This window comes from Micromonospora sp. WMMB235, assembly GCF_001855515.1.
GTDB classification, from domain to species: Bacteria; Actinomycetota; Actinomycetes; order Mycobacteriales; family Micromonosporaceae; genus Micromonospora; species Micromonospora aurantiaca.
The window spans coordinates 2,140,447-2,152,727 of the sequence record NZ_MDRX01000001.1 but is presented as its reverse complement, the minus strand read 5'-3'; the positions used below and the strand labels follow the sequence as shown (position 1 = coordinate 2,152,727).

Annotated in this window: 10 protein-coding genes; 8 read left to right on the top strand and 2 right to left on the bottom strand. The window is 72.6% G+C overall.

Features of this window, described 5'->3' with window-relative positions; all coding sequences use genetic code 11:
• Positions 1–7: 7 nt before the first annotated feature.
• Positions 8–1,927, bottom strand: coding sequence for a helix-turn-helix domain-containing protein (locus tag BFV98_RS08610; protein WP_013285461.1), 1,920 nt, complete (start codon positions 1,925–1,927; stop codon positions 8–10).
• 14 nt (positions 1,928–1,941) lie between these two features.
• A complete protein-coding gene (locus BFV98_RS08605; protein WP_071095761.1) occupies positions 1,942–2,724 on the bottom strand; it encodes a 3-hydroxybutyrate dehydrogenase in 783 nt (260 codons plus the stop codon).
• Between the two features lie 184 nt (positions 2,725–2,908).
• On the opposite strand from BFV98_RS08605, the gene ruvC reads away from it, so the two are divergent.
• From ruvC to BFV98_RS08565, 8 genes are all read left to right on the top strand, one after another.
• Positions 2,909–3,436, top strand: coding sequence for a crossover junction endodeoxyribonuclease RuvC (gene ruvC / locus BFV98_RS08600; protein ID WP_071095759.1), 528 nt, complete (start codon positions 2,909–2,911; stop codon positions 3,434–3,436).
• The gene (ruvA, locus tag BFV98_RS08595; protein WP_013285464.1) at positions 3,433–4,035 is read left to right on the top strand and encodes a Holliday junction branch migration protein RuvA; all 603 of its coding nucleotides are present in this window, start codon (positions 3,433–3,435) and stop codon (positions 4,033–4,035) included. Before ruvC ends, ruvA begins: the two co-directional genes overlap by 4 nt.
• Positions 4,032–5,096, top strand: a complete 1,065-nt coding sequence (gene ruvB / locus BFV98_RS08590) for a Holliday junction branch migration DNA helicase RuvB (protein WP_071095757.1) — start codon at positions 4,032–4,034, stop codon at positions 5,094–5,096. Before ruvA ends, ruvB begins: the two co-directional genes overlap by 4 nt.
• Before the next feature lie 140 nt (positions 5,097–5,236).
• Positions 5,237–5,581 carry a preprotein translocase subunit YajC gene (gene yajC, locus BFV98_RS08585; RefSeq protein WP_036345294.1) on the top strand — a complete coding sequence of 115 codons (345 nt, stop codon included), beginning with the start codon at positions 5,237–5,239 and terminating at the stop codon, positions 5,579–5,581.
• Between the two features lie 224 nt (positions 5,582–5,805).
• Positions 5,806–7,707, top strand: a complete 1,902-nt coding sequence (secD, locus tag BFV98_RS08580) for a protein translocase subunit SecD (protein ID WP_174361706.1) — start codon at positions 5,806–5,808, stop codon at positions 7,705–7,707.
• 1 nt (position 7,708) lies between these two features.
• Positions 7,709–8,896 (top strand): protein translocase subunit SecF, encoded by a 1,188-nt coding sequence (gene secF / locus BFV98_RS08575; RefSeq protein ID WP_013285468.1) that lies wholly within the window; start codon positions 7,709–7,711, stop codon positions 8,894–8,896.
• 97 nt (positions 8,897–8,993) lie between these two features.
• On the top strand, positions 8,994–9,560 hold the full coding sequence (locus BFV98_RS08570) for an adenine phosphoribosyltransferase (protein WP_030271021.1): 567 nt from the start codon (positions 8,994–8,996) through the stop codon (positions 9,558–9,560).
• A 226-nt stretch (positions 9,561–9,786) separates the two neighbouring features.
• A complete protein-coding gene (locus BFV98_RS08565; RefSeq protein WP_013285470.1) occupies positions 9,787–12,258 on the top strand; it encodes a bifunctional (p)ppGpp synthetase/guanosine-3',5'-bis(diphosphate) 3'-pyrophosphohydrolase in 2,472 nt (823 codons plus the stop codon).
• Positions 12,259–12,281 lie beyond the last annotated feature (23 nt).

The window sequence follows — 12,281 nt, the reverse complement described above, 5'->3', positions numbered from 1 at the left end:
CGGCCGCTCAGCGGGCGGGCGTGCGCAGCCGGTGCAGGCGCAGCGCGAGCTGCACCTCCAGCGCCCGCTCCGGCCGCTGCCAGTCCGCGCCGAGCAGGTGCCCGACCCGCTCCAGCCGCTGGGTGACCGTGTTCACGTGCACGTGCAGCTGCTCGGCGGCGCGAGCCAGGCTGCCGCCCACCCCGAAGTACGCCTCCAGCGTCTTCACCAGCGCCGTGCCCCGCCGGGCGTCGTAGTCCAGCACCGGCCCCACAGTCGTGGCGAGGAACCGGGCCACGTCCCGGTCCCCGGCGTCACCGACCGCGCCCAGCAGCAGCCCGACGAAACCCAGCTCGGTGGTGCTCGCCCCCTGCCCGGCCCGGCCCAGCGCACCGAGCGCGGACAGGCAGCGCTCCGCCTCGGCGAACGTGACGGCCAGCGACGCCGGACCGGTCGACGGCCCGCTCGCCCCGGCGGTCACCGGGCGGCCGGTCACCCGGGACAGGTCCCGGGCCACCGCGCGGGCCGCACCGCCGGCGTCGTGGCCGGGCAGCATCAGCACCACCCGTCCGGCACGCGCCGCGGCAAGGCCACCCCGGGTCGAGGCGTACGTGGTGGCCCAGGACAGCACCCGCTGCCGGGCCGAGCCGGTCTCGGCGAACGCGTCGTCACCGACCGCCACCAGCACGTGCGGGGCGTCCAGGTCCACCCCGATCCGGCGGGCCCGCGCGCGCAGCGCGTCGGCGTCGCGCAGCGGCCGGGCGATCAGGTCGTCCAGCAGCTCACCGCGTACCCGCCCCTCCGCCTCGGCCACGGTCCGGCGGAACAGCAACAGCAACGCGGTCACCAGCGCGGCCCGCTCCAGGATGCGCTGGTCGGCGTCGACCAGCTCGTCGTCCGGGCGCAGCACCAGCGCGCCCAGGTTCTCCGCGCCGGCCACCACCGCGGCGTACCAGAGCGGGCCCCGGCGCACGCTGCGCCCCTCGGTACGGGACGCGGCGACCGCCTCCACGATGTCGGCCCGGTCCGGCTCCTCGATCTCACCGACCCGGGCCAGCCGCCGGCCCTCGGCGTCCAGCGCCAGCAGCGCGCCACCGAGCACCTCGGTGACCGCCGCCGCCACGTCCTCCATGCCGCCGCCGCGCACCACGAGCGCGGTCATCCGGTCGTGCGCAGCGGCGGCGCGCTCCACCGAGCTGCTGTGCGCCCGGATGGTGCTGTTCGCCGCGGACAGCTCCGCCAGCGCCGCCCGGGTCTCGGCGAGCAGCCGCGCGGTGTCGATCGCCACCGCCGCGTGTGCCGCGAGCGACACCAGCAGCGACACCTCCTCGCGGGCGAACGGGCGGGCCGAGCGGTTCGCCGCGTACAGCACGCCGATCACGCTGGACCCGAGCCGCAGCGGCACGCCGAGGATGGCCACCAGGCCCTCCTCGCCCACGCCGCCGTCGATCTCCCCGGTGTGCCGGAACCGCTCGTCCTCCTGGTAGTTCGAGGTGACGTACGGGGTGCCGGTCTGCGCGACCAGCCCGCCGAGCCCGTCGCCCAGCTCCAGCCGCAGCCGCTGGAACCGGGCCGAGATCGAGCCGTCGGTGACCCGCATGTACGTGTCGCCGCGCTCGTCGTCGTTGAGCGTCATGTACGCCACGTCGGTGCCGAGCAGGATCCGCGCCCGGTGCACGATCGCGCGCAGCACGTCGTCGAGGTCGCGCAGTCCGGCCAGGTCGCTCGCGGTGTCGTACAGGCCGGACAGCTCGGTCTCCCGGCGGCGCCTGCGGGCCAGCAGGGCCCGTACCCGCAGCGCCACCACCTTCGCCTGCTCCAGCTCGGCCAGCCGTTCGGCGGGCAGGCCGGCGGCGCGCGCGGCCACCAGCGGGCCCTCGAACTCGACCGCGGCGGCCTCGCGCGCCAGCAGCTCCAGGAACTCGACCGGCGACGACATGACCGACATTGTGCGCGGGCCCACTAGTTCGCCGTCCAGCCCCCGTCGAGGGCGATCGAGGTGCCGGTGAGGAACGCGGCCGGCGGGGAGCACAGGTACGCCACCAGTTCGGCCACCTCCGCCGGCTCGATCAGCCGCTTGATCGCCGCCCGGGCCAGCATGATCTTCTCGACCACCTCGTCCTCGCCGATGCCGTGGGTGGCCGCCTGGTCGGCGATCTGGCTCTCCACCAGCGCGGTGCGCACGTACGCCGGGTTGATGCAGTTGGCCGTGACGCCGTGTGCGGCGCCCTCCAGCGCCACCACCTTGGACAGGCCCTCCAGCGCGTGCTTGGCCGAGACGTACGCGGCCTTGAACGGCGAGGCGCGCAGCCCGTGCACCGAGGAGATGTTCACGACCCGGCCCCAGCCGTTCGCGTACATCCCGGGCAGCGCGCGGCGGATCAGCAGGAACGGCGCCTCCACCATCACCCGCTGGATGTACTCGAAGCGCTCGACCGGGAAGTCCTGCACCGGCGCGACGTGCTGCAGCCCGGCGTTGTTGACCACGATGTCGGCGTCGACGTCGAGCCGGTCCACAGCCGCCGGGTCGGCCAGGTCGATCCCCACCGCCCGGCCGCCGGCCTCGGCGGCCACCGCCTCGGCCGCCGCCACGTCGCGGTCCAGCACCACCACCGTCGCGCCGGCCGCCGCCAGGCGCAGCGCGCAGGCCCGTCCGATGCCGCCGCCACCACCTGTCACCAGCGCGGTGCGACCGGTCAGGTCGACGTGTACGACGTGGGGGACCGCCACGGGTTCTGCCGTCATGGCGCATGAACGTACGAGCCGGGTGCCCCCTGGCACATGGGGCGGCGACACATACTCCACCGTCTGCGTGTGTGGTGCGCCGCGTCACCGCCCGTGCCCGGCGTGTCCGGCGGTCCCGGTGTCGGCGGGCACCAGTAGGGTGTGTCGAACACACGTACTGCTGGCGGCTCGGGGAGGAGGCGGCGTGCGCGTGCTGGGCGTCGACCCGGGGCTGACCCGGTGCGGGGTCGGCGTTGTCGAGGGCGTGCCGGGCCGTCCCTGCACGCTCGTGGCCTACTACGTGGTCTACACCGACCCGGAGGACGACCTGGCGCTGCGCCTGCTGCACCTGGACCGCTCGCTCACCGGCCTGGTCGCCGAGCACCGGCCGGACGCGGTCGCGGTGGAGCGCGTGTTCAGCCAGCACAACGTCCGCACCGTGATGGGCACCGCGCAGGCCAGCGGCGTCGCGGTGCTCGCCGGGGCCCGGGCCGGGCTGCCCGTGACGACGTACACGCCGAGCGAGGTCAAGGCGGCGGTGACCGGCTCGGGGCAGGCGGACAAGAAGCAGATGACCACCATGGTCACCCGGCTGCTGCGGCTGCCCGAGCCGCCGAAACCGGCCGACGCCGCCGACGCGCTGGCGCTGGCCATCTGTCACGTGTGGCGCGGTGGCACCCGGTCCAAGCTGGCCGCGGCCGCGCAACGGGCCCGACGAGGAGGGACGCGATGATCGCGAGCGTACGCGGCACGGTGACCGCCACCGGCCCGGATCACGCGGTGGTGGAGGTGGGCGGCATCGGCCTGGCCGTGCAGTGCGCTCCCGGCACGCTCGCCGACCTGCGCGTGGGCCAGCCCGCCCGGCTCGCCACCAGCCTTGTGGTCCGGGAGGACTCGCTCACCCTCTACGGCTTCGCCGACGACGACGCCAAGCAGCTGTTCGAGCTGCTCCAGACCGCCAGCGGGGTCGGTCCCCGGCTGGCCCAGGCGGTGCTCGCCGTGCACACGCCGGACGCGGTCCGCAAGGCCATCGCCAACGCCGACACCGCCGCGCTGACCCGGGTGCCGGGCATCGGCAAGAAGGGTGCCGAGCGGCTGGTGCTGGAGCTGCGCGACCGGGTCGGCCCGGTGCCGGTGGGCGCCGACGGCGCGGCCGGGGTGACCGCGGGCGCCTGGCCGGAGCAGGTCCGCCAGGCCCTCGTCGGGCTCGGCTGGACGGCCGGGCAGGCGGAGCAGGCGGTGGCCGCGGTGGCGGAGACCGTCGACGGCGAGACCCCGCCGGTGCCGGTGCTGCTCAAGCAGGCGATCCGCCTCCTGGGCCGGAACCGATGAGCGGGGAGAACCTGGTCTCGGCGTACGTGAACGACGCCGAGCTGGACGCGGAGGCCAGCGTCCGCCCGAAGCGGCTGGACGAGTTCATCGCCCAGCACCGGGTCCGCGACCAGCTCGACCTGCTGTTGCAGGGAGCGATGCGGCGCGGCTCCCCGCCCGACCACATCCTCCTCTCGGGGCCGCCTGGCCTCGGTAAGACGACCCTGGCCAACATCGTCGCCGCCGAGCTGGGCACCGGGATCCGGGTGACCAGCGGCCCGGCCATCGAGCGCTCCGGCGATCTGGCCGCGATCCTGACCGGCCTCGCCGAGGGCGACGTGCTGTTCATCGACGAGATCCACCGGATCGCCAAGCCGGCCGAGGAACTGCTCTACAGCGCCATGGAGGACTTCCGCGTCGACGTGGTGGTCGGCAAGGGCCCGGGTGCCACCGCCATCCCGCTCGACGTGGAGCCGTTCACGCTCGTCGGCGCCACCACCCGCTCCGGCCTGCTGACCGGCCCGATGCGCGACCGGTTCGGCTTCGTCGCGCACCTCGACTTCTACGCGCCGGCCGACCTGGAGACGCTGCTGCACCGGTCGGCGCGGATCCTCGGCGTGCCGATCACCGCCGACGCCGCGGCGGAGGTCGCAGGCCGGTCCCGGGGCACCCCGCGTATCGCCAACCGGCTCCTGCGCCGGGTCCGCGACTACGCCGAGGTCCGCGCCGACGGCGTGGTCACGCTGGAGACCGCACGGGCCGCGCTGACCGTCTACGACGTGGACGCGCTCGGCCTGGACCGGCTCGACCGGGCGGTGCTGACCGCGCTCGTCGACTCGTTCCGGGGCGGCCCGGTGGGCCTGTCCACGCTCGCCGTGGCGGTGGGCGAGCAGCCGGACACGGTCGAGGAGGTCTGCGAGCCGTTCCTGGTCCGGGCCGGGCTGCTGGCCCGGACCCCGCGCGGGCGGGTGGCGACCGAGGCTGCCTGGCGCCATCTGGGCCGTACGCCCCCGAATGGTACATTTGGTGCGGATGCCCCTCCGGGGCCCGATCTGTTCTCGGTGCAGACCGACCAGCCGTGATCCGTTCGTGATCTGTGCCGCATTCGGTCTTCTCAGGAGCAGGGACTAGACTTCGCCGCGGTTTGTACAGGACGTGAGAATCCGCTTCCGCTGCGGCGCCCTCCGGCGCCGGGGTGGAGGCCAACCGGAAGGTCTACACCGTGCTTTACGCAGCAGCGAGTGGCGGGGGAGCCGGCAGTCTGACGCCGATCCTCATGATCGCTCTGCTTTTCGTCGTCATGTACTTCATGATGATCCGTCCGCAGCAGAAGCGCCGCCGCGAGGCAGAGCAGATGCAGTCCGCTCTCGCCCCGGGCGACGAGGTGGTCACCATCGGCGGCCTGCACGGCACGGTCACCGCGGTCGAGGACGAGACGGTCCTGCTCGAAGTCGCTCCGGGCGTGCAGACCCGGTACGCCCGCCCCGCCGTCGCGCGGGTGATCAAGCGCGCCGAGGCGCCGGCGGCCGAGACGATCACCGAGGAAGCCGAGCCGGTCAAGGAGTGACCACCCGTCCCGGACGGGGCAGCGGATTCATCCGTACAAGTGGATAGTTGGGGTCGGCGCGCGGCGCCGGCATCCGGCCGGCCCGTGCGGCGCCCCCGCGCCGCGCACCAGCCGGCGTGCCGTCCTCCGGTGCCGACCCGCCGGAGCAGTCGGGCGGACACCCCCGGCCCGACAGTTGTCGCCGCCGTGGAAGCGGCGCGACCGTACAGGGAGACAGGACAGCCGTGGCACCACCTCAGGGACAGATGCGGCCCGGACGGCAGCTCGCCGTGCTCGGGTTCATCTTCGTCGTCCTCTATCTATTGGTGTTCTTCTCGGGCGGCGCCAGCGGTGGCTGGAAGGACCGGCTGGAGCCCCGGCTCGGCCTGGACCTCGTCGGCGGCACCCGGCTGACGCTCGAGGCCACCAACACGGTGGACGGCAAGCCCCCGACCGCCGACAACCTCGAGGAGGCCCGCCAGATCATCGAGAGCCGGGTCAACGCCTACGGCGTGGCCGAGGCCGAGGTGGTCACCGAGGGCAACCGCAACATCGTCATCTCCCTGCCCGGCCAGAACCGCGACCTGACCGACGTCGGTGAGGCCGCCGAGCTGCGCTTCCGCAAGGTGCTCAAGGCCACCGACGGCAGCGGCGCCGCGCTCGCGCCCGCGCCGACGCCCAGCGCCACCCCGTCCGGAGCCGCCACCCCGTCGGGCAGCGCGTCGCCGAAGGCGAGCACGAGCCCCAAGGTGAGCGGGTCGCCGAGCGCCGGCGGGCAGGGCGGTATGGCCCCGACGCCGAGCGCCAGCGCCTCCGCGTCCCCGTCGGCCTCGCCGAGCGCCGCCGCGCCGAGCCCGAGCGCCAGCGCCGAGCCGGTGCCGCAGAGCATCGAGCAGCAGCGCAAGGCCGTCGAGCAGAAGGTCGGCGCGGCCGCCTGGGCCGCCGCCTCTGGCCTGCAGGCCCCGGCGGACCTGACCACCGACCCGTCGCTGGCGGACAAGCTCAAGCCGTTCGGCACGCTCACCCCGCAGGAGATCGCCGTCCTGCCGGTGGAGATGCAGTTCAACGTCCCGACCATCACCTGCGCCCAGCTCGACAAGCGGCCCGCCGCCTCGATCAAGGACGAGAAGCAGAAGGCGGTCGCCTGCGAGTCCGGCGCGAAGTACCTGCTGGACGTCGCGAAGGTGCTCGGCACCGACGTCAAGAACGCCTCCGCCCAGCTCGACCAGACCAGCTCCTGGGTGGTCAGCCTCAACTTCACCGGCAGCGGCCAGGAGAAGTGGACCGCGCTGACCCGCGAGGCGTTCACCAACGAGGGCCAGGCCTGCGACCAGACCGCGCTCGGCCAGGACGGCAAGTGCCGGGTCGCCGTGGTGCTGGACAACGAGATCGTCTCGTCCCCGGAGATCCAGGGCGTGCTGACCGGCGACTCGCAGATCACCGGCAGCTTCGACAACAAGGCCGCGAACGCGCTCGCCAGCCAGCTGCGCTACGGCGCGCTGCCGGTGACGTTCGAGCCGCAGGAGCAGCAGAACGTCACCGCGACGCTCGGCGACAGCCACCTCAAGGCGGGTCTGCTGGCCGCGGGCATCGGCATGCTGCTGGTCATCATCTACTCGTTCTTCTACTACCGGCTGCTCGGCTCGGTCATCTTCCTGAGCCTGGTGCTCTCTGCGCTGCTGGTGTTCGGCGCGCTCGTGGTGCTCGGCCGGTCGATCGGCTTCACGCTCACGCTCGCCGGCATCGCCGGCATGATCGTCTCGCTGGGCGTCGCGGCGGACTCGTTCGTCATCTACTTCGAACGATTGAAGGACGAGATCCGGGAGGGCCGCAGTCCACGGAGCGCGGTGCCGCGCGCCTGGATCCGGGCCCGCCGGACGATCATCTCGGCCAACGCCATCACGCTGATGTCGGCAGTGGTGCTCTACATCGTGTCCGTCGGCGCGGTGAAGGGCTTCGCCTTCGCGCTCGGCCTGGCGACCGTGCTCGACCTGGTCGTCGTGTTCCTCTTCCGCCACCCGATCATGACGATGTTCGCCCGTACCCGGGCGTTCCTGTCGCCGCGGGTCAGCGGTCTGGGCCGGGCGCTGCCGGCCCGGTCGGCCGAGCCGGGCAACGCCCGCAACCCGCGTGTGAAGGAGGCCTGAGATGGCTAAGAGCGGTCTGGCCGCCCGGCTCTACCGGGGTGAGGCGGATCTCAACATCGTCGGGCGGCGCAAGCTGTGGTTCGGCGTGGCCGGCGTGCTCGTGCTGATCGCCGTGCTGAGCTTCGCGATCAGCGGCTTCAAGCTGGGCATCGAGTTCGCAGGCGGCAACTCGTTCCAGGTGCCGGCCAGCGTCGGCACGCTGGACCAGGCCGAGCGGACCGTCGACGACGTGCTGGCCGACGAGGCGCCGGGCGTCGAGGTGGTCAGCGCGCAGAAGGTCGGCGGCACCAGCGGCGAGTTCTACGAGATGCGCACCGGCCAGCTCTCCGCCGAGCAGGCCAACGCGGCCAAGACCGCGATGGCGCAGGAGTTCGGCATCCCGGCCGACCAGATCAGCGGCAGCCAGGTCTCCGAGGCCTGGGGCAGCCAGGTCACCTCGCGCGCCTTCCTCGGTCTGGTGATCTTCATCGCGGTGGTGTCGATCTACCTGGTGCTGCGCTTCGAGTGGCGGATGGCGGCCGCCGCCATCGTCTCGCTGCTGACCAACCTGGCCCTGACCGCCGGCATCTACTCGCTGGTCGGCTTCGAGGTCACCCCGTCGACGATCATCGGCTTCCTCACGATCCTGGGCTTCGCGCTCTACGACGTGGTGGTGGTCTTCGACAAGGTGCAGGAGAACACACGCGGCATCACCGCGAACAACAACGTCACCTACGGCGAGGCGTCCAACCTGGCGCTCAACCAGAGCCTCATGCGGTCGCTGAACACCTCGGTCGTGGCGCTGCTGCCGGTCGGCGGTCTGCTGTTCATCGGCGCCGGCCTGCTCGGCGCGGGCACGCTGAAGGACCTCGGCCTGGTGCTGTTCGTCGGTATGGCGGTGGCGTTCCTGACCTCGATCCTGCTCGCCACGCCGCTGCTGGTGCTGCTGAAGAACATGGACCCGCGGATCAGCGCCCACAACAAGCGGGTGCTGTCCCGCCGGGCCGCGCTCGCCCGGGGCGAGATCACACCGAAGGGCCCGCGTGCCACCACGCCGGCCGCCGACGCGCCGATCGACCCGGAGGCGGCGGCGCTGGCCGGTGCCGCACCCAAGGTGGGCGCCCGGCCGGCCGGCAAGCGTCCCAGCGGTGCCCGCGGCGGCCGTCCCGCCGGGGGCGGCGGCAACCGGCCCGGCGGCAAGCGCCGCTGACCGCAGGGCCGGACGGAATCGGTCCGACGGCGTCCGTCATGCTGATGTCACGGCATGACGGACGCCGTCGTCGTTTCGAGAGGACATGGGACGCACAGTGACGGAGACCCACACCACAGGGGTACGGGGAGACAGCGGCCCGGAGGTCGCCCAGCTCGTCGCCAGCCGGTTGCTGGACGTGCCGGACTTCCCCAAGCCGGGTGTCGTGTTCAAGGACCTGATGCCGCTGTTCGCCGACGGTGAGGCGTTCCGGGCGGTGATCGACGGCATCATCGCGTACCACGGGCCGGAGTCGTTCGACACCGTCGCCGGCATCGAGGCACGCGGGTTCGTGCTGGCGGCGGCGGTCGCGTACGCCACCGGCGTCGGCGTGGTGCCGGTGCGCAAGGCCGGCAAGCTGCCCCGGGCCACGCACTCGGCCTCCTACGCGTTGGAGTACGGCGAGGCGACGCTGGAGGTGCACCAGGACGCCTTCACCGCGGGCCACCGGGTGCTGGTGCTCGACGACGTGCTCGCCACCGGCGGGACCGCCGAGGCGACGCTCGACCTGGTGGAACGCGCCGGCGGCACGGTGGCCGGGTTCACCGTGCTGCTGGAGCTGGGCTTCCTCGAGGGCCGTAAGCGGCTGGCGCAGCGCCCGGTCCATGCCCTGTTGACCGTTTGACCAGGCCGGCCCGTCGGGCCGGTCGGCGCCGACCGTCCGGGGGAGCGGTGGCGTACCCTGCGTACGGGTAGCATTGCCCTTTGCCCGACCCGGCCGAGCTGTCCGGGGCGGCGAAGGCGCCGGGGCCCGGCCCCGGCGACCGCGTGGAACAAGACCGGCCTCCGGGCCGGTTGAACCAGACGTCGGCCGGACGGCCGGCGCATCCCGGCGAGCGGTGAGGAGGCCGGTGTCCCACGATGTCGTCCCTCCGGTGGAGGGCACGGTGCACCCGACAGGCGACGCGGACGGCTCGGTGACCGAGCGCAGCGGCAACCCGCCGGCCCGGGCGACCGGCGCCACCGGCGGCGCGTCCGACGCGACGGCCGACGGCGGGGCGGTCGTGGTGCCGTTCCCGACCGAGGGTTCCACCGAGTCCACGCCCGGCAGCGGTTTCGCCCTCTCCAACGCGCCCACCGGCCGGCGGGTACGCGCCCGGCTGGCCCGGTTCAACGCGCCCTGGCAGACCTCGCAGGTCAGCGAGGTGCTGGAGCCGCTGATCGCGACGCACCGGGAGAACCACCCCAAGGCCGACGCGCGGCTGCTCCAGCGCGCCTTCGACACGGCCGCGCGGTGGCACTCGGGTCAGTACCGCAAGTCCGGCGACCCCTACATCACGCACCCGCTCGCCGTGGCGACCATCCTGGCGAACCTGGGCATGGACACCACCACGCTGGTCGCGGCGCTGCTGCACGACACCATCGAGGACACCGAGTACACGCTCGACCAGATGCGCGCCGACTTCGGCGGTGAGGTCGCGTTGCTCGTCGACGGCGTCACCAAGCTCGACAAGGTCAAGCTCGGCGACGCGGCCAAGGCGGAGACCATCCGCAAGATGGTCGTCGCGATGGCGAAGGACCCGCGGGTCCTGGTGATCAAGCTGGCCGACCGGCTGCACAACATGCGGACGCTCACCTTCCTGCCCCGCCCCAAGCAGGAACAGAAGGCCAAGGAGACGCTGGAGATCCTGGCCCCGCTGGCGCACCGCCTCGGTATGAACACGATCAAGTGGGAGCTGGAGGATCTGGCCTTCGGCACGCTGTTCCCGAAGCGGTTCGAGGAGATCAACCGGCTGATCGGGGAGCACCAGCCGCAGCGCGAGGCGCTGCTGCGTCAGGTGACGCAGAAGGTGTCCACCGACCTGAAGGCCGCCAAGATCAAGGCGGAGACCACCGGCCGGCCGAAGCACCTCTACTCGATCTACCAGAAGATGATCGTGCGGGGGCGCGACTTCAACGACATCTACGACCTGGTCGGTGTGCGGATCCTGGTCGACACGGTGCGGGACTGCTACGCGGCGCTGGGGGTCATCCACGCCAACTGGCAGCCGGTGCCGGGCCGGTTCAAGGACTACATCGCCATGCCCAAGTTCAACATGTACCAGTCGTTGCACACGACTGTCATCGGGCCCACCGGCAAGCCGGTGGAGATGCAGATCCGCACGTACGCGATGCACCGCACCGCCGAGTTCGGCATCGCCGCGCACTGGAAGTACAAGGAGCACAAGGGCACCCCGGTGGTGGGCCCGCCGGCGCACATCGACGAGATGACGTGGCTGCGGCAGCTGCTGGACTGGCAGCGTGAGGCGGCGGACCCGAGCGAGTTCCTGGACGCGCTGCGGTTCGACCTGTCCAGCCAGGAGGTGTACGTCTTCACCCCGAAGGGTGACGTCATCCCGCTGCCGACCGGGTCGACGCCTGTGGACTTCGCGTACGCGGTGCACACCGAGGTCGGGCACAAGTGCATCGGCGCGCGGGTCAACGGCAAGCTGGTGCCGCTGGAGTCGACGCTGTCGAACGGCGACGTGATCGAGATCTTCACGTCGAAGTCCGACACGGCCGGGCCGACGCAGGACTGGCTGGGCTTCGTCAAGAGCCCGCGGGCGCGTACGAAGATCCGCCAGTACTTCAACAAGGAGCGGCGCGAGGAGGCGATCGAGGCCGGCAAGGACGCGATCGTCAAGGCGATGCGCAAGCAGGGCATGCCGTTGCAGCGGATGCTCACCTCGGACGCGCTGATGGCGATCGCCCGGGACCTGCATCTGGCCGACGTGGCCTCGCTGTACGCGGCGGTCGGCGACAGCCAGGTCTCCGCGCAGTCGGTCGTGCAGAAGCTGATGGCCTCCTACGGCGGCGAGGAGGGCGCGGCGGAGGACATCGCCGAGACCGCCGTCGCCACCCGGCCGCCGCGCAGCCGGCAGAGCAGCGCCGACCCGGGTGTGGTGGTCCGCGGTGTCAGCGACGTCTGGATCAAGCTGGCCCGCTGCTGCACGCCGGTGCCGCCGGACTCGGTGTTCGGGTTCGTCACCCGCTCCGGCGGGGTCAGCGTGCACCGGGACGACTGCGCCAACGCCGAGGACCTGCGCGCCCAGCCCGAGCGGGTGGTCGAGGTGAGCTGGAAGCTCACCTCCGCCTCCACGTTCCTGGTCGCCATCCAGGTCGAGGCGCTGGACCGGCACAAGCTGCTCGCCGACGTGACGAGGGTGCTGTCCGAGGAGCGGGTGAACATCCTCTCCGCGACCGTCACCACCACCCGCGACCGGGTGGCGGTCAGCCGGTTCAGCTTCGAGATGGCCGACCCGAAGCACCTCGGGCACCTGCTGGCCGCCGTCCGCAAGGTCGACGGCGTGTTCGACGCGTACCGGGTCACCTCGGGGGCCTGAGCCACCACGCACGCGAAAGCGCC

Excerpts from the sequence above, each read along its gene's own strand:
- secF (WP_013285468.1), top strand. The coding sequence starts at position 7,709 with ATGGCTAAGAGCGGTCTGGCCGCCCGGCTCTACCGGGGTGAGGCGGAT.
- BFV98_RS08605 (WP_071095761.1), bottom strand. The coding sequence starts at position 2,724 with ATGACGGCAGAACCCGTGGCGGTCCCCCACGTCGTACACGTCGACCTG.
- ruvB (WP_071095757.1), top strand. The coding sequence starts at position 4,032 with ATGAGCGGGGAGAACCTGGTCTCGGCGTACGTGAACGACGCCGAGCTG.
- BFV98_RS08610 (WP_013285461.1), bottom strand. The coding sequence starts at position 1,927 with ATGTCGGTCATGTCGTCGCCGGTCGAGTTCCTGGAGCTGCTGGCGCGC.
- ruvA (WP_013285464.1), top strand. The coding sequence starts at position 3,433 with ATGATCGCGAGCGTACGCGGCACGGTGACCGCCACCGGCCCGGATCAC.